At 38.4% G+C, this 20,247-nt stretch carries 23 protein-coding genes; 7 read left to right on the forward strand and 16 right to left on the reverse strand.

Translation table 11 applies throughout. The annotated features are described in order from the left end of the window. Positions 1 to 44: 44 nt before the first annotated feature. Both ubiT and JEP36_RS07580 read left to right on the forward strand, forming a co-directional pair. Positions 45 to 578, forward strand: a complete 534-nt coding sequence (ubiT, locus tag JEP36_RS07575; RefSeq protein WP_109372670.1) for a ubiquinone anaerobic biosynthesis accessory factor UbiT — start codon at positions 45 to 47, stop codon at positions 576 to 578. Beyond that, positions 572 to 1,075 carry a GNAT family N-acetyltransferase gene (locus JEP36_RS07580; RefSeq protein ID WP_196533542.1) on the forward strand — a complete coding sequence of 168 codons (504 nt, stop codon included), beginning with the start codon at positions 572 to 574 and terminating at the stop codon, positions 1,073 to 1,075. The genes ubiT and JEP36_RS07580 overlap by 7 nt, the downstream gene beginning before the upstream one ends. A 13-nt stretch (positions 1,076 to 1,088) precedes the next feature. On the opposite strand, the gene JEP36_RS07585 is transcribed toward JEP36_RS07580, so the two are convergent. Continuing rightward, positions 1,089 to 1,373 carry a GIY-YIG nuclease family protein gene (locus JEP36_RS07585; RefSeq protein ID WP_109372668.1) on the reverse strand — a complete coding sequence of 95 codons (285 nt, stop codon included), beginning with the start codon at positions 1,371 to 1,373 and terminating at the stop codon, positions 1,089 to 1,091. A gap of 286 nt (positions 1,374 to 1,659) precedes the next feature. Here JEP36_RS07585 and JEP36_RS07590 point away from each other — a divergent pair, with 286 nt between their 5' ends. Together JEP36_RS07590 and JEP36_RS07595 are read left to right on the forward strand one after the other, a co-directional pair. Continuing rightward, positions 1,660 to 1,911 (forward strand): YdgH/BhsA/McbA-like domain containing protein, encoded by a 252-nt coding sequence (locus tag JEP36_RS07590; RefSeq protein WP_198630040.1) that lies wholly within the window; start codon positions 1,660 to 1,662, stop codon positions 1,909 to 1,911. A gap of 114 nt (positions 1,912 to 2,025) precedes the next feature. Then, positions 2,026 to 2,466, forward strand: a complete 441-nt coding sequence (locus JEP36_RS07595; protein WP_198630041.1) for a YhbP family protein — start codon at positions 2,026 to 2,028, stop codon at positions 2,464 to 2,466. A gap of 25 nt (positions 2,467 to 2,491) precedes the next feature. On the opposite strand, the gene JEP36_RS07600 is transcribed toward JEP36_RS07595, so the two are convergent. From JEP36_RS07600 to JEP36_RS07620, 5 genes are all read right to left on the reverse strand, one after another. Next, on the reverse strand, positions 2,492 to 2,854 hold the full coding sequence (locus JEP36_RS07600) for a hypothetical protein (RefSeq protein ID WP_232799445.1): 363 nt from the start codon (positions 2,852 to 2,854) through the stop codon (positions 2,492 to 2,494). Positions 2,855 to 3,013: 159 nt separating this feature from the next. Next, a complete protein-coding gene (locus tag JEP36_RS07605) occupies positions 3,014 to 3,223 on the reverse strand; it encodes a hypothetical protein (RefSeq protein WP_023583554.1) in 210 nt (69 codons plus the stop codon). Positions 3,224 to 3,254: 31 nt separating this feature from the next. Continuing rightward, positions 3,255 to 3,719: an anaerobic ribonucleoside-triphosphate reductase-activating protein gene (nrdG, locus tag JEP36_RS07610; RefSeq protein ID WP_196533539.1), complete on the reverse strand. Its 465-nt coding sequence runs from the start codon at positions 3,717 to 3,719 to the stop codon at positions 3,255 to 3,257. A gap of 4 nt (positions 3,720 to 3,723) precedes the next feature. After that, positions 3,724 to 5,862 carry an anaerobic ribonucleoside-triphosphate reductase gene (gene nrdD, locus JEP36_RS07615; protein ID WP_198620209.1) on the reverse strand — a complete coding sequence of 713 codons (2,139 nt, stop codon included), beginning with the start codon at positions 5,860 to 5,862 and terminating at the stop codon, positions 3,724 to 3,726. Between the two features lie 344 nt (positions 5,863 to 6,206). Next, the gene (locus tag JEP36_RS07620) at positions 6,207 to 6,593 is read right to left on the reverse strand and encodes a RidA family protein (RefSeq protein WP_006535650.1); all 387 of its coding nucleotides are present in this window, start codon (positions 6,591 to 6,593) and stop codon (positions 6,207 to 6,209) included. A gap of 490 nt (positions 6,594 to 7,083) precedes the next feature. Between JEP36_RS07620 and JEP36_RS07625 the strand changes: the two genes are divergently transcribed. Further along, positions 7,084 to 8,394: an AAA family ATPase gene (locus JEP36_RS07625; protein WP_098941338.1), complete on the forward strand. Its 1,311-nt coding sequence runs from the start codon at positions 7,084 to 7,086 to the stop codon at positions 8,392 to 8,394. A gap of 2 nt (positions 8,395 to 8,396) precedes the next feature. Next, on the forward strand, positions 8,397 to 9,008 hold the full coding sequence (locus JEP36_RS07630) for an HNH endonuclease (RefSeq protein WP_198630042.1): 612 nt from the start codon (positions 8,397 to 8,399) through the stop codon (positions 9,006 to 9,008). Between the two features lie 53 nt (positions 9,009 to 9,061). On the opposite strand, the gene pyrI is transcribed toward JEP36_RS07630, so the two are convergent. The 4 genes from pyrI to argF form a co-directional block, all read right to left on the reverse strand. After that, positions 9,062 to 9,520: an aspartate carbamoyltransferase regulatory subunit gene (gene pyrI, locus JEP36_RS07635; RefSeq protein ID WP_109372664.1), complete on the reverse strand. Its 459-nt coding sequence runs from the start codon at positions 9,518 to 9,520 to the stop codon at positions 9,062 to 9,064. Positions 9,521 to 9,533: 13 nt separating this feature from the next. After that, complete coding sequence (gene pyrB, locus JEP36_RS07640; RefSeq protein WP_109372663.1) at positions 9,534 to 10,469, reverse strand: aspartate carbamoyltransferase; 936 nt, start codon at positions 10,467 to 10,469, stop codon at positions 9,534 to 9,536. Continuing rightward, entirely contained in the window at positions 10,466 to 10,639 is a 174-nt protein-coding gene (locus JEP36_RS07645; RefSeq protein WP_162558370.1) for a hypothetical protein, read from the reverse strand. The genes pyrB and JEP36_RS07645 overlap by 4 nt, the downstream gene beginning before the upstream one ends. A gap of 178 nt (positions 10,640 to 10,817) precedes the next feature. Then, complete coding sequence (argF, locus tag JEP36_RS07650; protein ID WP_198620208.1) at positions 10,818 to 11,822, reverse strand: ornithine carbamoyltransferase; 1,005 nt, start codon at positions 11,820 to 11,822, stop codon at positions 10,818 to 10,820. Positions 11,823 to 12,006: 184 nt separating this feature from the next. On the opposite strand from argF, the gene rraB reads away from it, so the two are divergent. After that, positions 12,007 to 12,441 (forward strand): ribonuclease E inhibitor RraB, encoded by a 435-nt coding sequence (rraB, locus tag JEP36_RS07655; RefSeq protein WP_088493956.1) that lies wholly within the window; start codon positions 12,007 to 12,009, stop codon positions 12,439 to 12,441. A 109-nt stretch (positions 12,442 to 12,550) separates the two neighbouring features. Here rraB and JEP36_RS07660 read toward each other — a convergent pair whose 3' ends face one another. From JEP36_RS07660 to pepA, 6 genes are all read right to left on the reverse strand, one after another. After that, positions 12,551 to 13,420, reverse strand: coding sequence for a pirin family protein (locus tag JEP36_RS07660; protein ID WP_198630043.1), 870 nt, complete (start codon positions 13,418 to 13,420; stop codon positions 12,551 to 12,553). Between the two features lie 363 nt (positions 13,421 to 13,783). After that, positions 13,784 to 13,951 carry a YhfL family protein gene (locus JEP36_RS07665; RefSeq protein WP_036914671.1) on the reverse strand — a complete coding sequence of 56 codons (168 nt, stop codon included), beginning with the start codon at positions 13,949 to 13,951 and terminating at the stop codon, positions 13,784 to 13,786. Between the two features lie 420 nt (positions 13,952 to 14,371). Beyond that, positions 14,372 to 14,881, reverse strand: coding sequence for a GNAT family N-acetyltransferase (locus JEP36_RS07670; protein ID WP_198620261.1), 510 nt, complete (start codon positions 14,879 to 14,881; stop codon positions 14,372 to 14,374). Positions 14,882 to 15,256: 375 nt separating this feature from the next. Continuing rightward, positions 15,257 to 18,145 (reverse strand): valine--tRNA ligase, encoded by a 2,889-nt coding sequence (locus JEP36_RS07675; protein WP_198620206.1) that lies wholly within the window; start codon positions 18,143 to 18,145, stop codon positions 15,257 to 15,259. 13 nt (positions 18,146 to 18,158) lie between these two features. Further along, positions 18,159 to 18,608, reverse strand: a complete 450-nt coding sequence (locus JEP36_RS07680) for a DNA polymerase III subunit chi (RefSeq protein ID WP_023583544.1) — start codon at positions 18,606 to 18,608, stop codon at positions 18,159 to 18,161. Positions 18,609 to 18,713: 105 nt separating this feature from the next. Then, complete coding sequence (pepA, locus tag JEP36_RS07685) at positions 18,714 to 20,222, reverse strand: leucyl aminopeptidase (protein ID WP_006535637.1); 1,509 nt, start codon at positions 20,220 to 20,222, stop codon at positions 18,714 to 18,716. Positions 20,223 to 20,247 lie beyond the last annotated feature (25 nt).

The raw sequence follows: 20,247 nt of genomic DNA on the forward strand, positions 1-20,247 counted from the left end.
TATCTGGCACAATAGCCCGTAATTTTATTTATAGGAGTCCGAACGTGTTTAACAAAATTCGTACCCATTTGGTTAAAGAGGGACCTCGTTTTTTACGTTACCCTTTACAAGTTACCCCATTTGCTCTGCAACGCGATATTTTAGAACAGTTTTTAAGCTGGCAATTTCGTGAATCTTTAGCGGAAGGCGATTTGCACTTTCTAGAAAATAAATGGCTAAAAGTTGAGATAAGAGACTTACATTTACAGTGGTTTATCAGTGTTTGTGATGATAAATTAGTGGTCAGTCGCTTAGAAAAAGAAGATGTCAGCTTTAGTGGAAATGCAAATGATCTTATTTTAATTGCTGCGCGCAAAGAAGATCCTGACACCTTATTTTTCCAACGCCGTCTACAAATTGAGGGTGATACAGAACTCGGGTTATATGTTAAGAACCTGATGGACGCAATTGAATTAGACTCAATGCCATCTGTGTTGCGTTTTGGTTTATTACAACTGGCTGAGTTTGTAAAAAGTGGGCTTCAAGAAGAAACCGAAGACACTCTACACAGCCATGAACTGAGCTCAACTTCATGCTAATACGTGTTGAAATTCCCGTTGATATTCCAGCTATTGATAACCTTTTACGTCAAGCGTTTCCTACAGGTGCAGAAGCTGATTTAGTGGGACATTTACGAGAAGAGGGACTGCTGACATTAGGTATGGTCGCAGTCGATGATGAAGGCCACGTTATGGGTTACATTGGCTTTACACCCGTTGATGTTGATGGTGTCGATTGCCAATGGGTAGGGCTTGCGCCTCTTGCTGTTGCACCTGATTTCCAGAACCAAGGTATTGGACGCCAACTGATTAATGAAGGGTTAGATAGCCTAAATGAATTTGGTTATGGCGCTGTGGTGGTATTAGGTGAGCCAGAGTACTATCAAAAATCAGGCTTTATTCCTGCAAAATCACAAGGGTTACATTGCAAATGGCCTGACACCGAAGAGGCATTTCAGTTCTATGCTCTCGATAATGGTAATGTTGAAAATATTCATGGTTTAGTGAATTTCTCGCCATTATTTGATGAGGTTTAATCGAACAGATTGTCTATCGTGTTAAATACAACGCAATGTCTGAAGGCTGGTCTTTGATCAGCTTTTCTTTTTGCGTTTTCTTCAATTGTTTTAATTGGTATTCCAGTTGAGAAGCACGTTGCCGAGAGCCTATTTGGCAATGAAACTCTAATAATAAAGGTCCTTTTCCTTTCAGTGCTTTAGCACCGGTTCCATTCTGGTGTTGAGTAAAGCGTCGCTCAACGTTTGTCGTTATCCCTGTATAAAGATAGCCAAGACGATTTCTGACAATATAGAGTGACCACACTGTATCAGCCATCATTTTTTCCTTTTCGTGCTACTTTTTTTTTGATAAATAATATTTCTTAATTTTTGAATTGAGTAATTTATCGTTTTATCAAAATGAAATCTATTAGATATATCAATATGTTGTGAAATATTTGTGACAGAATGCTTTGTTATTTATGAAATGACATTCAATTTTTTTGAAAATGAACAGCAATTATTGCTAATTTTAAAGTTAAATTAAAGCGCATAGTATGATCCATATCACAGAGAGACACTCCGCGATACCTAACAAAATTAGAATTTAATTGGAGTTTATTATGAAAAAATCTACATTAATCGCTGCAACATTAGCTTTAAGTGCTATTTCATTCGGTTCAATCGCATCTGATAGCGTATCAAAAAGCCCTTTTGTTAATGGTGAGTATATCACAATCACAGGTAGCGATACTTTAGATGGTTTAACCACTAAAATTGCTCAAATTGCAAAAGATGAAGGTGCAAAAGGCTTTAAAGTTGTTGGCGCAACAGGTGACGATTACCTCACTGTAAATGCTGAAATTTATCGTTAATTTTAATTATTTTCGATAAATAACCTGTAATAAGAGACACGCGGTAAGACGCTCGTTTTGATGATATAATTATCAGCTAAACAGCGTCTCTTTTTGTATCTATACAGGTGTATTATGTCTTCTTTAGACTCGATCAAAATAATTAAACAATACATTCGAGATAACCATGTGTTTACCTTATGTACAACTCGTTCATTAGGTGATGTTTGGTGTGCAAATTGTTTTTATTGGTTCGATGAAAGCCAGATGAGGCTTGTTTTTCTTTCTGAAAAGAAAACGCGTCATGCTCAAATGATGCAGGAAAATTTATTAGTTGCAGGAAGTATTAGTACGCAAGAAATTGCAGTATCCGATCTACAAGGTATTCAATTCACGGGTTCTGTTGCTTTACTGGCAGGTAAGGACGACATCAACGCAAGAAAACATTATTGTTTACACTTTCCTGTCGCATTAGCCGCCATCCATGTGCCTTTATGGGAATTACAATTACAAGAAATTAAGATGGTCAATAATCAGTTAGGTTTTGGGACTAAGCTGTATTGGCAACGCGATTAAGCTGATTATTTTTCTCAAATTTCTTTTATTCCCAAAAATAATGATTTTTCTGTTCCCACCCTTTTAAAGACATACATGAAGTATAGAAGGTTCTTCTGTCTTCTTGATTAATGTCCTCAACATAACTTTCTGTCATTGGTACGCGTTCAGTGTAGGTTTTTTTATCACCACAATGGTCTTTATCATCTTTACGACACGTTCTTTGTACATCACGATAAACAGTACGTTGTAGCACTTCTTTGCGGATAGGGTAACGAGTATTGGCATCGAGATCACAAATTAGCTTTGCTTCTTGTAATGTGTAATCTGATGCGCCTTTGGGTTCCCAAGTACTACTGCAACCCGAAAGTAAAATCATTGAAAATAAAGGGAAGAGTGCTAATTTCATATCAAATATCATCATAAAAAGAATAGTCAAGAGCGTTAATAATAAAACAAAACTAATCACTTTGACCATCTTTTTTGAAAATGATTCGCATTTGATAACAGGAGTGATTAAGTAAGAATGGTAAGAAAAAAGCCCATTATATAAATGGGCTTTTAGGGATTACTCAAATGATGAAAGATTTTTTTCTATCTCAGCATCTATTTCAGTATGCTGGAGATGTTTAGCACCGAGTTTCTTTTTCAATTCGGTGCCTAGCTTCACGAGTTGTTCTCGATTCGCTTTAGACTGCTTTTTACCCCATTTTTTTAAATGGTAGTTCAGTTCATGATCTTCAGAAAAGCTTACATATTTATTATCACTTAAAGGCATACATCCTCCAGTTAATTTAATTCAATGTGTATTACTTCAATTTATGGATCACCTGATTACTACTACCACGCCACAGTAATGCGGGATCATAAAGTTCTTGTACGAACTTCCCATCAATCAGTACGTTAATAAAGTTAACGACTTCTTGCTGCTCTGGGGTTAAGTCAGCCAGTAAGTAGCCAGTCCAAACCCAAATATCTTTCTCAGGGCATTCCGTTTTAACGCGTTTTACCAATTTTAATATAGCAGAAAGATTTTGAGGGTGTAGTGGATCTCCACCTGAAAGTGATAATCCTTGTCGTTTAATCCGACTGTCTTGAAGATCAGCAATGATCTGATCTTCCACTTCTTGTGTAAATGGCTTGCCCGACGTTAATGACCACGTTGATTTGTTATAACAGCCTCGGCATTGGTGTATGCACCCTGCAACAAACAGGGTGCAACGAGTACCAGGACCATTTACCACATCAACAGGATAATATTGATGATAATTCACTCTGTTAGCCTAACTGACCATTTGCCAGATGTTTAACTCGACGTTTAACTTCTTCCTGTTTACCCGCATTAAATGGACGTGAATCGGGGCTACCTAAATATCCACACACACGGCGAATAACAGAGACTCTAGCAGGGTTGTGATTACCACAACGCGGGCAAGTAAAGCCTTTACTGGTGCAAGAGAATTCACCGGTATAACCACAGTCGTAACATTCGTCTATTGGAGTGTTTGTTCCATAGTAAGGAACTCGGGTATAGCTATAGTCCCACACATCCTCTAACGCTTTAAGGTTATGCTGTAAGTTTGGATATTCGCCATAGCAGATAAAACCGCCACTTGCTAATGGAGGATAAGGCGCTTCAAAATCCAGTTTGTCGTATGGGTTTACTTTTTTCTCAACATCTAAGTGGAAGCTGTTGGTGTAATAACCTTTGTCGGTAACACCAGGAAGAATACCGAACTCTGCGGCATCTAAACGACAGAAACGGTCACATAAGTTTTCGCTTGGTGTGCTATAAAGGCTAAAGCCATAACCTGTTTCAGCTTTCCATTGATCTGTGGCTTCACGTAGACGATTAATAATCGCTACCGCTTTTTCTCTTAAGGTTTCGTCGTCAAAAACGTGTTTTTGAGTACCAAACAGTGCATTAATGGTTTCATGAACACCAATATAACCAAGAGAAATTGAGGCTCTACCATTTTTAAAGATTTCAGCCACATTATCATCTGCTTTCAAGCGAACACCGCAAGCACCTTCCATATAAAGGATAGGGGCAACACGCGCTTTGACGTTTTCTAAACGAGCAATACGTGTCATCAGCGCTTTTTTCGCTAATTCAAGGCGGTCATCAAGTAGTGACCAGAATGTCGCTTCATCACCTTGAGCTTCAATAGCAATACGCGGTAGATTCAGGCTGATAACGCCAAGGTTATTACGCCCCTCGTGGATCATTTCGCCATTTTCTTCGTAAACACCTAAGAAACTACGGCAACCCATTGGAGTTTTAAATGATCCCGTCACTTTCACAACTTGATCGTAATTTAAGATATCGGGATACATGCGTTTACTTGCGCATTCAAGAGCAAGTTGTTTGATATCGTAATTAGGATCACCAAACTTATGGTTTAAGCCATCTTTAATGGCAAAAACGAGTTTAGGGAAAACAGCCGTTTTACGGTTTTTACCTAAACCTGCCATACGGTTTTCAAGAATAGAGCGTTGAATTAAACGCGCTTCTTTTGATGTACCAAGACCAAAGCCAAAAGTGACAAATGGGGTTTGTCCATTAGCCGTATGCAGCGTATTGACTTCATACTCTAAAGATTGGAATGCGTCGTAACACTCTTTTTCAGTGCGTGCAGTGGCATAGGCTTCTTTGTCAGCAATTTGCCATTCTTCTGCCACTTTATAGTGTTTGTCATAACTTGCTTTTACAAATGGCGCTAATACTTCATCGATACGATTTATCGTTGTACCGCCATAAATATGGCTTGCCACTTGTGCGATAATTTGTGCAGTTACTGCTGTTGCTGTTGAAATAGATTTAGGGGGTTCTATTTCCGCATTTCCCATTTTAAAGCCATTGTTTAACATGCCCTTAAGGTCAATTAGCATACAGTTAAACATAGGGAAAAACGGTGAATAATCGAGATCATGATAATGAATTTCACCACGCTCATGAGCGAGTACCACATCTCTTGGCAGGATATGCAATTTTGCGTAATGTTTAGCCACAATACCCGCAAGTAAATCACGCTGGGTAGGGATAACCTTACTGTCTTTATTCGCATTTTCATGAAGAATAGAGACATCACTTTGTTCGATAAGACCTCGGATTTCCTGAGTTAGTCTTCCACGTTGCTCACGAGCAACATCTCGGTCATGACGGTATTCAATGTAGGCTCTGGCGACATCTTTATGTTCGCCAGCCATCAGCTGATTTTCTACGGCGTCTTGGATCTCACGGATATCGACATTCGAACGTCCTGCGAGAGATTGTGAAACGGATTGCGCGACAGAATCGCAATAATCATCATCAGTGATCTCACAAGCTACGGCGGCTCTTTTGATAGCATCGCTGATGCGGGTTTGGTCAAAAGAGACTTTACATCCGTCTCGTTTTATCACTATGGTTTTCACAATCTTGCTCCTTAACTATTTATCCACAGGCTCAAATCCCATAAAAACAGGTGATGGCACAGCATTCAGGCTTATTGTGGATAAGATGTGTATAATTACTATATGTTGTAGGTCGGTATGTATTAAAGCACAATATATAGTTATTGGAAGGGAAATAATCTTCATTAAAACTGATCTATATCAAGGTATTTTTGCTACGTCAGGTATCAAGAGGGATTAGCCGAATTGTAAATATGTGCCAAAAACAGAAGTGATAAATTATTCATCAAAAAGTGAGAACATAAAAAAAGCAAAGTGCTCATTAAGAGACCTTTGCTTTTTTATGACTCATTATTGAGACGAAATTAACGGATAGCGATAACTTCGATTTCTACTTTTGCATCTTTTGGTAAACGTGCAACTTCAACACATGAGCGAGCTGGGAATGCGGCATTATGCTCTTTAAAGAACGCTTCATAAGCCGCATTGATTGTACCAAAATCATTTAAATCTTTTACGAAAACAGTAGTCTTGATGATGTTAGCAACGGTTAAACCCGCTTTTTCAATGATTGCTTTTACGTTTTCTAAAGATTGACGAGCTTGCTCTGCGGCATTATCAGAAACAAATTCACCGGTTGCAGGATCAACAGGTAATTGACCTGAAGTGATCACTAAGTTACCTAAATCAACACCTTGTACATAAGGGCCGATTGCAGCAGGGGCTTTATCGGTATTAATTTCGTAAGACATGTAGAACTCCTGTTTTTATAAGATTAACGCTAACATTCGATTAGTGTGGCGCTATTATAGCCAGTGCTTTAGGTTAGCAATATGACAGATGTCAGGCTTTATCATAAAGTCTGCAATTATAAAAAGAAAACGAACTCATGTAATTACTTCATTTTAATGTGTGTTTTTACCTGAATAAATGGGCTTTTTATAGAAAAATTTTTCATAAAAAATGAATTATATATAAATTTCATTTTTCAAAAATATCCCATTTATGCTTTTAGAGAGGAATTATTCTTTTTTGCTTAAAAAGTTTATGTCTTTTTGAAAAAGTGTATCTATAAATAATCACAATAAAGAAGATATTATTTTGATAGATGATTGTTTTAGATTGCAGCTATTAATATTTAATAAAAAACAACAAATTATCTATGTTAAAGAATAGATTTGATATAATCTTTGGTAAGTGAATATAGGCTAGAGTATTTGATTTAGAGAAAAGAAGGTGTTTATGAAAATAGCTAAAATAGCGTTAACTAATTTTCGTTGTTTTGAATATCTTGAAACAACCTTTGACCCTCATTTAACAGTACTTATTGCTCGCAATGGTGCAGGAAAATCAACATTACTTGATGCTATAGCCCTTTCTCTTGGTTCTTTTTTAACCCGCCTACCTAAAGTAAAAGGATTGAGTTTTAAAAAAACAGATTTTCTGGTTAATCAAGAAGGATTGCATCCCCCTTTTATGCGTATCCGTTGTGAAAGTATGGATGGCATAATTTGGGATAGAACTGAGCGAAGAGATCAAGCCAAAAAGACGTTAAAGGCTATTCCTGCAGGCGTTGGCCTTAAATCATTAAATGAACACGTCGATAAATATATCAATGCACACAATGAAGAAGCACCATACACTTTACCTATTTTTATCTATTATGGAACAGGCCGAGGTGTATTTGATATACCATTACGGAAAAGGGCTTTCAGTAAACATTTTTCAAGATTTGAAGCGTTTGATGGTTCGTTAGAAAGCCGAACTAATTTTAAGCGTTTTGTACAATATTTTTATCAATTAGAAGAAAAAGAATCAAGGTTACAAAAACAAGAGCGTTCTTTTGATATTGAATTACCTGAGCTTAGTGCGATACGGTTAGCAATACAAAAGCTCCTTCCTCAATTCAGCAATATCCGATCCGCTGTACCCGCAGGTATTATGGTCGATTGGGAGAGAATGGAAGGTGGGAAAAAGGTTATTCAACCATTAAGAATTGAGCAACTCAGCGATGGTTATCGTACAACATTAGCAATGGTGATGGATATAGCTTCTCGGATTGCCGAGGCCAATCCTTTTTCTCAAAATCCTTTAAATACAGAAGGGATCATCCTTATTGATGAGATTGATCTTCATCTTCACCCTGAGTGGCAACGTGAGTTTTTACCTCGATTAATCAGTGTTTTTCCAAATATTCAATTTATTGTTTCTACTCATTCTCCTTTTATTATTCAATCAGTTAAAAATGGTAAACTCATTGATTTAGATAAAGATGATGTAATGCGTAATGCGCTTTTAGATCAAGAACTGAGTATTGAAGATATTGCAGAAGATATAATGGGAATGGAAAATGTTCAGCGCAGTGCTTTATTTAATGAACAAGTTGAAATATCGGATAACTATTATAGATTACTTAAACAAGGAAAATCGCTGAATGATGCCGAAGTTCAACGTATTTCCCAACGGTTGGATGAGATAGAGTCTTCTTTTGGTGATAATCCTGCCTGGGTTGCATTAATGCGAGCTGAAAGAAGAAAAAGTGAGAAGAAATAAATATGCGCCCTATATCTCGTCCTCAATATACAGGAAATACAGTCACTCAATATAAAAGCTATTTATCTCATTTGATTGATGCATATGGAAATTATTGTTCGTATTGTGAATGTAAGAATAAAGTTGATGTAGAGCACGTTGTTCCTACATCACACAATGCTGCACTTAAGCTTGAATGGACTAATCTTATTTTAGGATGTCCTCGCTGTAATCGAGATTTTAAAAACAATAAGAATGAATCAAGAATAGGATATGTTTGGCCTGATGAACATAATACATATCATTTATTGAAATATCATATAGATGGCAGGGTAGAACCCGCTTTAAACCTCACTACCTCCCTTAAAAGGCAAGTACAAAATACTATTGAGCTTGTTTGTTTAGATGATTCAGAACAACCTCAAAAGCCTTTATGTCTTGGGCGGAGGGATGTATTCAAAATGGCGAATATAATTAAGAAGCATTATGTTAATGGCTATCAAACGTTAGATGAAGTAATGGATTGCGCAAAAACTAATTTTTGGTCTATATGGTATACCGTGTTTTATGACATACCTGAAGTGAAACGCTCGCTAGAAACGTTATTACCTAATACTGCTGCCGACCGAGTATAAATCTATTTTTTATCGAAAAACTATCTGCCCTTTCGAGCAGATAGTTAAAAGAATTAACGAATTACCGCATGGCGTTCGAACTCTTTTTCACAGTATTTGCAGGTTAATACAACATCTGAGGCCAGTTTTTTCACACGGAAACTACTTTGTACTGGCTCGTTATGGCTAATACAGTTGCTGTTCGGGCAAGGCACCACATCTTCAAGTAATTCAGGTAAGCTTAATGCCATCTTATTAATCACTTGATAATCATCGATAATATTTACCGTTGCTTGCGGTGCATACATTGCTAAACGGTTTGCTTGTTCTGGGGTTAAAAAGACATTCTCAATTTTAATTAAGTCTTTTTTACCTAAATTTTCTGAAGGTAAATTAAAACCCACTGTTATTCTTTCATCAGTTTCAGTTAAACGAAACAGTGAAAGAATTTTAAAGCCCACCTGCGCTGGAATATGATCAATAACAGTCCCACGTTTGATAGCTTCAACTTTTAGTTTGTGATCATGTGTCATGGTGTGCTCCTTATTAAAGAACTAAGTTTTTATTCAGAACTAAGGCAAGTAATGCCTGGCGTGCGTAGATACCATTGCCCGCTTGTTGGAAGTAGTAAGCGTAAGGTGTTTTATCTACATCAGTAGTGATTTCATCAATACGTGGCAGTGGGTGTAGGATCTTGAGGTTATCTTTCACATTCACAAGATCTGCACTGGTTAAGATAAATTGTGCTTTCACATTCGCATACTCAGATGGATCTAAACGCTCTTTCTGTACACGAGTCATATAGAGAATATCCAGCTCAGGCATGACTTCATCTACTGTTTCATGCTGGCTATATTCAACACCATTCTCTTCCAGTAAGTGAAGAATATGCTCTGGCATAGCGAGTACTTTAGGGGCGATAAAATAGAGATGATTACCTTTAAATTTCGCTAATGCTTGTGCTAGTGAGTGAACTGTTCTGCCATATTTTAAGTCACCGACCATCGCGATATTAAGATTATCTAAACGACCCTGTGTCTCTTGAATGGTAAACAAATCCAGTAAAGTTTGTGTTGGATGTTGGTTTGCGCCATCACCCGCATTAAGTACTGGAATATCGCCAGCAAACTCAGAAGCTAAACGCGCTGCACCTTCTTGAGGATGGCGAATAACAATGGCATCAGCATAAGTGCGAAGAACCGAAATGGTATCCGCTAAAGTTTCACCTTTTTTACCCAGTGAAGTGTTGCTTCCATCAGAAAAACCGACAACAGATGCGCCTAGGCGATGAATCGCAGTTTCAAATGATAGGCGAGTACGTGTTGATGCTTCAAAAAAGCAACTCGCAATCACTTTATCTTTTAACAATTCGTTATTAGGTTGCTGTTTTAATTTATTAGCAACGTGAAGAACAGCTTCCAAATCTTCCCTGTCCAGATCATTGATGGAGATAATATGCTTTTGGTAGAGCGGATTAGTCATTTGAGTTCTCCTTTAGCGATGAATTGTGCGATAAGTGGTTTTTTACAGGCCAAAAAAAACCCCTCAATAAGAGGGGTTTTAAAAAATTGGGCTATTGGAAAAAAGAGAATGCGCTTGCGACCAGTTAAGGTGCTTGTTTTAGTAACAAATTGGAATAGGCGCTGTTTCATCTTTCCTCCTGACAAATTGTGGCGCATTATACGCATCTTAGATTTGCACGCAAGCGTTTGCTTTTGTTTTTTTCTAAAAATTTTTTTTTGATTTAAAAATCAATAAGCTTGGGATAAAACAAAGAAAACACCTATTTTTTGATAAATAAAAAATAGGTGTTTTGCATGATTATGTATTTTAGAAAGGATTTGCAAGGGTAGCGACCATCACTGCTTTTATGGTGTGAAGACGATTTTCTGCTTCATCAAACACAATGCTGTGTTTTGATTCAAAAACCTCATCAGTGACTTCAAAACCACCATATAGGTTAAATTCTTCAGCTAATGCTTTACCCATCGTTGTTTCTTCATCATGAAAAGCGGGTAAACAGTGAAGGAATTTAACATCTGTATTTCCAGTTAATTTTATAACATCCATATTGACCTGATAAGGCTTGAGTAAAGCAATACGCTCTTTCCAAACCTCTTTCGGTTCACCCATAGAAACCCACACGTCAGTGTAAAGAAAATCTGCATTTTTAACGCCTTCAGCGACATTTTCAGTGAGTGTGATTTTTCCACCATTTTTTGTTGCAATTTCTTGGCATTGAGCAACTAAACCTGCTTCTGGCCAACATGCTTTAGGGGCAACTAAACGTAAATCCATACCTGTTAATGCTGCCGCTTCCAGCATGGTATTTCCCATGTTATTACGAGCGTCACCAAGGTAAGCAAACACAGTTTCTGATAACGGTTTAGTTTGATGTTCAGTGATAGTGAGTAAATCTGCTAGTAGCTGTGTTGGGTGAAATTCATTGGTTAAACCATTCCAAACAGGTACACCTGAATATTGTGCAAGTGCATCTACCGTTTTTTGCCCGTAACCCCGATACTGAATACCATCATACATACGACCTAATACTCGAGCGGTATCTTTTATCGATTCTTTATGCCCAATTTGGCTTCCTCCTCCTAAATAAGTCACTCTTGCGCCTTGATCAAATGCAGCAACTTCAAACGCACAACGGGTACGTGTTGAGTCTTTTTCAAAAATCAGTGCGATATTTTTTCCAGTAAGATATTGAGTTTCTTGACCTGATTTTTTGGCTTTTTTCAATTGCGTTGACAGTGTAAGCAGTTGCTGAATTTCCACAGGTGAAAAATCAAGCAAACGTAAGAATGATTTTTGATAAAAAGGGTTCATAGAGCGATATCCTGTTATTCAATTTATATTCAATTTATATTAATAAATATTCATCATCAACCCCTAAGACAAAACTTTTAATTTAAACAGTCTGCGATAAGGGCATCATATTAAGTATGGAGTGTTGATCCTGCCTGTGGGAGAATGAACGAGATACCTTTTCAGACTATTGCGGAGCATGATTATGGCGGACAGCAAAGAGTTAGCAGAACAACGTGAAGAAACACGTCTTATTATTGAAGAGTTACTGGAAGATGGCAGTGATCCTGACGCACTGTATGCCATTGAGCACCATATTTCTTGTGAAAACTTTGAAACACTAGAAAAAGCAGCAGTTGAAGTCTTTAAGTTAGGTTATGAAGTGACTGAGCCTGAGGAAATTGAAGTCGAATCAGGTGAGATCCTAGTTTGTTTTGATGCTGTGAGTGAAAGTGGTTTGAATGCTGAACTTATTGATGCCCAAGTTGAGCAATTAATGAATTTAGCTGAAAAAATGGGTGTCTATTACGATGGTTGGGGGACTTATTTTGAAGATCCTGACGCAGAGTATGATGATGAAGAAGGTGAAGACGAAGACGACGAAGAAGAAGAGTCTGATAAGTCATCTCGCTTACATTAATTTTTGCTAAATGTTGTCCTTTTATACCTGATTTATCAGTGCAAAATAATAGCACCAGCCACAAAATAATTACTTTGTGACTGGTGTTATTGGTTTTAAGATCGAGCGATTAGTTCATCACCCCAAATCTACCATTGTCATAATCATCAAAAGCTTGTTGTAACTCTTCTTGCGTATTCATCACAAAAGGTCCTTGTCCAGCAATCGGCTCATTAATCGGCTCACCTGTTAGAATTAAAACAAGGGTGTTACCCATTGATTCTAATGTCAGCGTATCGCCATGATTATCTAACACGACCATGTCATGTTGGCGTGCTATTTCACTGTCATTGATATGTACAGCACCTTTTACTACAAACAGCATTGCATTATGGCCTTCGGGAATACTGTAATGTGAAACACCTGCGTGATTTAAATGCAGATCCCACACATTCAGTGGTGAATAGGTCATTGCGGCACCTTGGGTATTGGCATAATTACCCGCAATGACTCTGACATAACCCTGACCATCAGGTAATTCAACATGAGGGATATCCTCTGCTTTTAGCGCCTGATAACGAGGCTGTGTCATTTTGTACGCTGTCGGCAGATTCACCCAAAGTTGCACCATTTCCAATACACCGCCTTCTTTGGTCATTTTTTCAGAGTGATACTCTTTATGCAAAATGCCAGAAGCAGCAGTCATCCATTGCACATCACCTGCGCCGATGGTTCCAGCATGACCTTTAGAGTCATGATGAGAAACTTCGCCTTGATAAGCGATTGTCACGGTTTCAAATCCACGATGAGGATGCGCTCCTACACCACGGGCATTAGTAACAGGCTTAAATAGTGTTGGCTCGGCATAATCCATCAGCAGAAACGGGCTATGTTTTTCACCATTTTCCTGATAGGAAAATAAGGTGCTGACTGGAAAGCCATTACCTACCCAGTGTGAATTTGGCGCCGAATAAATATGATTAATCTGTCTGATAGTCATGATTGTTCTCCGAGTTAAGGAAAGAAACCGCAATAACCAAGACACAGAAGGAGGTAATACAGATTATCGCGATTTCTTAATGAAGCTGATCATAAAGTGTTCGCGAGATGAACAAAATAGGGGGAATTTGTTGATGGTGTTCAAAAAAAATGAATGATTTTAATAGATAGAAATAAAAGAGATGTAATAAAGAAAATAGAAATAATAAATAGGCTATATTTAAATAATTGAATAAATAGTTTTTAGTGTAATAGATTTAATTTTTATTCATTTCTTCTCAAGAAATGAAAAATAAAAAACTACATTCTTTCTTAGCAACAATAAGTCAGAATGCAGTTTATTAATATGTTTATTTTTTAGTTCTTATTTGCTTGTGTCGCCACAGCCGCCAATAATTTTAGAAATAGAAACTGCTGGGTGCAGTAAGTAGTCGTAGTTACAGTCTTTTTCTTTATTGTATACGCTACCAGTACAACCAGTCATTACGGTAATTACAGAAGCAATAAGTGCAATTTTAACAAAGTTTTTCATGAAAAAATTCCTTTTAAATTTTAGAGTTATAAAAGCCATCACATGACTTTATCTGCATAAAGATATTAAATTAGCGATAAATAGCAATATAAAAAAGAAGGAGAATTAAAATAAAATAGAAGCTAAGAGATATTTAATTTAAGAAGTTAAATAGAGTTATCTAGAGTGAAATGAATAATAAATTAAACTTGTAGATTTTAATAAAATATAAGATAAGAATTTCATTAATAATACTTTGATAATAATTAATTAAGAAATTAATTGTGAGAATAAGTATAAAATATACTGTATTTATATCATTTTGATAAACAGAATTTGTGTTAATAGGTGCTATTTTTGACAATAAAAACCCGTATCAGAAATACGGGTAAAGTAAAACTTATTTTATTTATTGTATTACTTAGGGAACAGCAAGAACGCTTAAAGTGGCTTCACCATACGGATCTCACAATCACTATGTCCAGTGTTGCCTAATGCTTCATCAATAAATTCGAATCCTAGCTTTTCGTATAAACCGACAGCCGCTTTTAAGATATCTGTGGTTTCTAAATAGCAACGGTTAAAGCCTTGCTCTTTACCAAATTCAAGAGATTGTAGAACGATTTTTTTCGCAATACCTTTGCCTCGTAGTTTGGATGAAAGGTATATTTTTTGTAATTCACAAGTATTGCCATCACCTCCAGCAAGTGGTGCGACACCGCCGCCGCCAACAACTTCTCCATCCATCTCAACAATCCAGTAAGCACTGCGTGGCTGATGATAAACTTCATAAAGGGTATCTAAAATTGGGTCGGCAACAGCAAAGCCTTTATCGGCAGTTAAACCGTGCTCTGCGGAGACTTCACGAATAACGCGTGCAATACCTGCGTTGTCTTTTTCTTCAATTGCTCGGATAACAATATTTGAGGTTATAGCTTGGGTTGCAGTCATAGTTGCACTCATCGTTTTCACTTATTAGTAGAATACTTTTTGATTATTTATTGAGAGAGCACCGGAAAGGAACTTCTTCATTGAAAGTAGCGCGGGTGGCTACAAAAACTATCTTAATTGATTAAGCGTGTTTGTAAACCGTTAACCCTTTTTCTTTGCTTACTTATCCCCTTTATTTCTAGCGTTATATTTTAGCGAGTGATTAAATTTAAGCGAAAATAAGGGGGAGAAAGGCGGATTGACGAGAATAGAACCGAGAATAACAAGAAATGAAGTGAAAAATGGTTTTATTTTTTAGCTGAATGATATTAAGTCAAAACCCGCGATAAACGCGGGTTTTTATTATTAATCTCAGTGTCTTTAAAGCGACTATGCTTATAAAGAGGCGATAGAGATTTTTTGTGCGATTAGTTTTTCTTTTGCACTTAAGCATGTTGCTAAGCGTTCACGCTCTTTAGCAACAACCGCTTCTGGCGCACGGCTAACAAAGCCATCGTTAGATAATTTGCTGTCTAAAGTTGTGATATCTTTTTCTACTTTTTCAAGCTCTTTATCTAAACGTGCAAGCTCCGCATCTTTATCGATAAAGCCCGCCATTGGGATCAGCAATTCTGCACCGTTAACCAGTTTATTAACTGATAATGGCGCTTCTTCGCCTTCTGCTAATGGACGAATATCCGCTAAACGACCCATTGCTTTTAAGAAACCAATATTGTCACTAACGCGACGTTTAGCATTGTCGTTGGCACCACGTAAGATAACTTCAAGTGGTTTACCTGGGGCAATATTCATTTCAGCACGGATATTACGTACAGCAACGATAACTTCTTTGATCCACTCAAGATCGTTAAGTGCAGCTTCATCAACAAGTGATGCATCGAATTCAGGGAAAGCTTGTAGCATGATGGTTTCACCGTCGATGCCTTTCACTTCCTTCACACGTTGCCAGATTGTCTCTGTGATAAATGGAATAATTGGATGAGCAAGGCGCAGTAAGCCTTCTAACACTTCAATCAGTGTATGACGCGCTGCGCGTTTTTGTGCATCATTACCTTTGTGTACCGCAGGTTTTGATAGCTCAAGATACCAGTCACAGAATTGGTTCCAAGTGAACTCATATAAAATACCAGCAGCGATATCGAAACGATAGTTGTCTAACGCTTCACGATAGGCTTTAACGGTATTGTTAAATTCAGCTAAGATCCAACGGTCAGCCAGTGAGAATGTCATCTCACCACCTTGGTAGCCACAATCTTGATCTTCTGTATTCATCAGCACAAAGCGGCTTGCATTCCACAGCTTGTTACAGAAGTTACGGTAACCAGATAGACGTTTCATATCCCAGTTAATATCGCGACCCGTTGAGGCTAACGCGGCTAAGGTAAAGCGCAGGGCATCTGTACCGTGTGCTTCAATACCTTCTGGGAACTCTTTGCTAGTACGTTTAGCAATTTTTTCAGCCATTTGTGGCTGCATCATATTACCAGTACGTTTTTCTAACAGGTTCTCTAATGAAATACCGTCGATCATATCCAGAGGATCAAGTACGTTACCTTTAGATTTTGACATCTTCTGGCCTTCTTCATCACGAATAAGACCTGTCATGTAAACCGTATTAAATGGCACTTGTGGTTTACCGTCTTCGTCTTTGATAAAGTGCATGGTCATCATGATCATGCGAGCGATCCAGAAGAATATAATATCGAATCCACTGACTAAAACATTTGTTGGATGGAATGTCTTCAGTGCTTCAGTATTTTCAGGCCAGCCTAATGTTGAGAATGTCCATAGTGCCGATGAGAACCACGTATCCAGTACGTCATCATCTTGGCGTAATGCAACATCAGCTGCGATATTGTTTTCACGACGAACTTCTTCTTCGTCACGACCAACATAAACGTTGCCTTCATTATCATACCAAGCTGGGATACGGTGACCCCACCACAGTTGACGAGAAATACACCAATCTTGGATATCATTCATCCATGAGAAGTACATATTTTCGTACTGCTTTGGTACAAATTGGATATCGCCATTTTTAACAGCTTCAACTGCTGGTTTCGCTAAAGGTGCTGCGCGAACATACCATTGGTCTGTTAATAAAGGCTCGATAACGACACCACCACGGTCGCCGTAAGGTACGGTTAAATCGTGAGGCTTGATCTCTTCTAATAAACCTAGACGTTCAAATTCAGCGACCATTGCTTTACGTGCAGCAAAGCGTTCCATACCTTGGTAGGCTGCTGGAATTTCAGTGCTATAAACATCAGATTCAACACCATTGGTGTCTAAGACTTCTGCGCTTACACGGATATTGCCGTCAAAATCCATGATATTAATCATTGGTAATTGATGACGACGTCCAACTTCATAGTCATTAAAGTCGTGAGCAGGGGTGATTTTTACGCAACCTGTACCTTTTTCCATATCAGCGTGTTCATCCGCTAAAATAGGGATACGGCGGTTAACGATTGGTAGAATAATTTCTTTACCAATTAAATCTTTATAGCGAGGATCTTCTGGGTTAACAGCAACACCTGTATCACCTAACATGGTTTCAGGACGTGTTGTTGCAACAATGAGGTAGTCTTTACCTTCGGCTGTTTTCGCCCCATCCGCTAAAGGATAACGCAGATGCCACATAGATCCTTTAACTTCACGGTTTTCGACTTCAAGATCAGAAATCGCTGTGTGTAATTTAGGATCCCAGTTTACGAGGCGTTTACCACGGTAGATTAGATCTTCTTTATGTAAGCGAACAAAAGCTTCTTTAACCGCTTTAGATAACCCTTCATCCATTGTGAAACGTTCACGTTCCCAATCAACAGAGTTACCTAAACGACGCATTTGGTTAGAAATGTTACCACCTGATTCTGCTTTCCATTCCCAAATTTTGTCGATAAATGCATCACGACCATAGTCATGACGATTTTTACCTTCTTCAGCGGCAATTTTTCGCTCAACAACCATTTGCGTTGCGATACCCGCATGGTCAGTACCTGACTGCCATAAGGTATTTTTACCTTGCATACGCTGATAACGGATCATGGTATCCATAATAGTCTGCTGGAAAGCATGACCCATATGTAGGCTACCTGTGACGTTTGGCGGTGGGATCACGATACAGAAGCTTTCTTTCGTTGTATCGCCATTGGCTTTGAAATAGCCATTTTTTTCCCAATGCTGATACAGAGGTTGTTCAATCTCTGCTGGATTATATGTTGTGTCGAGCGATGGCTCTTTCGGTGCGGATTTATTTTCCATATTCTTTACGTATTCAATAGGTTGGCGGCGTAGCCATTGTCAAAGTAAAGCCGACGCTACGATAAATTTTATATCGTTCACGCGCCAACTGTTTCAATTGTTCATCAATAGGTACAAAGTCTATCACTTCATGGAAAGCTGTGGCAAAGTCTACGAATTGCGATTGCAAATTAATCAAGAGATCACGAGGTGCATTACCACGTTTTCCAGGCCAACATAATTCAACAGGAGAGCCATAACGAGGACCTTCACCTGCAAGATTATGAGGAACAAACTGATGAGGTTCTCTTGCCCATAATGCCTCATCAAGCAATTCAGCTTGAGCTTGAGACTCACAAACCAACAAAATACGTTTGCCTAATCGCCAATGTTCAGCGGTAAGTTGACAGGCAAGCCACTCATGAGCCTGTAAATCATCGTGTATTGATGGGTGTTCCATTAAATAAAACGTGGCGTTTTTCATGATATCCCGATAACAGAAGGGTATTGCGTTGCAATACCCTTCTTGGAGTCTGCTCTATTTACCATAATAATAGGGTAATACCTTAACCCTGATAATTATGCGGTATTACTCGTCGCTATTCAAACCCGCGCGATTAAGTAAGAACTGAGACAATAAAGAAACAGGGCGGCCTGTCGCGCCTTTTGCTTTACCAGAACGCCATGCTGTGCCTGCAATATCCAAGTGAGCCCAGTTATATTTAGTCGCAAAGCGCGCTAAGAAACAACCCGCAGTAATTGCGCCACCTAAACGGCCACCAGTATTAGCTAAATCAGCAAAATTAGATTCGATTTGTTCATAGAACTCATCGCCTAATGGTAAACGCCAAGCGCGGTCACCTGCTTGTTCTGATGCATTCATTAATTCATGTGCTAATGGATTATGATTAGACATTAATCCGCTGTAGTGATGTCCTAAAGCCACCATACAAGCACCTGTTAATGTAGCGATATCGACAACTAATTCAGGCTCAAAGCGCTCAACATAAGTTAACGTATCACACAGCACTAAACGACCTTCAGCATCGGTGTTTAATACTTCTACGGTTTGTCCTGACATGGTTGTTAAAATATCACCTGGGCGATACGCTTTTCCACCCGGCATATTTTCGCAACCCGCAAGTACACCAATGACATTGATTGGTAACTGGAGTTCAGCAACAACACGCATCACACCGTAAACCGTTGCCGCACCACACATGTCGTATTTCATCTCATCCATGCCATCAGCAGGCTTGATGGAAATACCACCCGAGTCAAATGTCAGCCCTTTACCTACTAACACAATTGGGCGAGCTTCAGGATCTTTATTGCCTTTATATTCGATAATCGACATTAAAGATTCATTTTGAGAGCCTTGTCCTACTGCGAGGTAAGCATTCATATTTAGCTCTTTCATTTGTTCTTCGCCAATAACACGCGTAGAAACATTTGAAGATGAGTCTGCTAGTTGACGAGCTTGAGATGCTAAATAAGCGGCATTACAGATATTTGGTGGCATGTTAGCTAAATCTTTACATGCTTTAATACCTGATGCGATGGCTAAACCGTGTGCAATTGCACGTTCACCACTTGGTAGTTCACGACGAGTAGGTACATTAAAGACCATCTTACGTAATGGGCGACGTAATTCTGTCTTATTGCTTTTCAGTTGATCAAAGGTATAGAGGCAGTCTTTTGCAGTCTCAACCGCTTGACGCACTTTCCAGTAATTATTACGACCTTTAACATGTAACTCAGTCAGAAAGCATACGGCTTCCATAGATCCAGTTTCATTGAGTGTGTTAATGGTTTTTTGAATGATCTGTTTATACTGGCGTTCATCCAATTCACGCTCTTTACCGCAACCAATTAGTAAAACGCGCTCAGAGAGAACATTTGGTACATGATGTAACAGCAATGATTGTCCGACTTTGCCTTCCAGTTCACCTCTGCGTAACAAGGCGCTGATATAGCCATCACTGATTTTATCAAGTTGCTCCGCGATCGGAGATAAACGACGAGGCTCAAACACCCCCACGATAATACAAGCGCTGCGTTGTTTCTCTGGGCTGCCGCTTTTTACATTAAACTCCATGCGTTCTCCTGAATATTAAAGACAA

The sequence above is a fragment of the Proteus sp. PR00208 genome (assembly GCF_016238545.1).
Taxonomy (GTDB): domain Bacteria; phylum Pseudomonadota; class Gammaproteobacteria; order Enterobacterales; family Enterobacteriaceae; genus Proteus.

Excerpts from the sequence above, each read along its gene's own strand:
- JEP36_RS07645 (WP_162558370.1), bottom strand. The coding sequence starts at position 10,639 with ATGAAACAGCGCCTATTCCAATTTGTTACTAAAACAAGCACCTTAACT.
- JEP36_RS07625 (WP_098941338.1), top strand. The coding sequence starts at position 7,084 with ATGAAAATAGCTAAAATAGCGTTAACTAATTTTCGTTGTTTTGAATAT.
- JEP36_RS07595 (WP_198630041.1), top strand. The coding sequence starts at position 2,026 with ATGTCTTCTTTAGACTCGATCAAAATAATTAAACAATACATTCGAGAT.
- JEP36_RS07620 (WP_006535650.1), bottom strand. The coding sequence starts at position 6,593 with ATGTCTTACGAAATTAATACCGATAAAGCCCCTGCTGCAATCGGCCCT.
- pyrI (WP_109372664.1), bottom strand. The coding sequence starts at position 9,520 with ATGACACATGATCACAAACTAAAAGTTGAAGCTATCAAACGTGGGACT.
- JEP36_RS07670 (WP_198620261.1), bottom strand. The coding sequence starts at position 14,881 with ATGACTGCAACCCAAGCTATAACCTCAAATATTGTTATCCGAGCAATT.
- JEP36_RS07630 (WP_198630042.1), top strand. The coding sequence starts at position 8,397 with ATGCGCCCTATATCTCGTCCTCAATATACAGGAAATACAGTCACTCAA.
- argF (WP_198620208.1), bottom strand. The coding sequence starts at position 11,822 with ATGAACCCTTTTTATCAAAAATCATTCTTACGTTTGCTTGATTTTTCA.
- JEP36_RS07605 (WP_023583554.1), bottom strand. The coding sequence starts at position 3,223 with ATGCCTTTAAGTGATAATAAATATGTAAGCTTTTCTGAAGATCATGAA.
- JEP36_RS07580 (WP_196533542.1), top strand. The coding sequence starts at position 572 with ATGCTAATACGTGTTGAAATTCCCGTTGATATTCCAGCTATTGATAAC.
- JEP36_RS07600 (WP_232799445.1), bottom strand. The coding sequence starts at position 2,854 with ATGAAATTAGCACTCTTCCCTTTATTTTCAATGATTTTACTTTCGGGT.
- rraB (WP_088493956.1), top strand. The coding sequence starts at position 12,007 with ATGGCGGACAGCAAAGAGTTAGCAGAACAACGTGAAGAAACACGTCTT.
- JEP36_RS07585 (WP_109372668.1), bottom strand. The coding sequence starts at position 1,373 with ATGGCTGATACAGTGTGGTCACTCTATATTGTCAGAAATCGTCTTGGC.
- JEP36_RS07665 (WP_036914671.1), bottom strand. The coding sequence starts at position 13,951 with ATGAAAAACTTTGTTAAAATTGCACTTATTGCTTCTGTAATTACCGTA.
- JEP36_RS07660 (WP_198630043.1), bottom strand. The coding sequence starts at position 13,420 with ATGACTATCAGACAGATTAATCATATTTATTCGGCGCCAAATTCACAC.
- JEP36_RS07590 (WP_198630040.1), top strand. The coding sequence starts at position 1,660 with ATGAAAAAATCTACATTAATCGCTGCAACATTAGCTTTAAGTGCTATT.
- pyrB (WP_109372663.1), bottom strand. The coding sequence starts at position 10,469 with ATGACTAATCCGCTCTACCAAAAGCATATTATCTCCATCAATGATCTG.
- pepA (WP_006535637.1), bottom strand. The coding sequence starts at position 20,222 with ATGGAGTTTAATGTAAAAAGCGGCAGCCCAGAGAAACAACGCAGCGCT.
- JEP36_RS07680 (WP_023583544.1), bottom strand. The coding sequence starts at position 18,608 with ATGAAAAACGCCACGTTTTATTTAATGGAACACCCATCAATACACGAT.
- JEP36_RS07675 (WP_198620206.1), bottom strand. The coding sequence starts at position 18,145 with ATGGAAAATAAATCCGCACCGAAAGAGCCATCGCTCGACACAACATAT.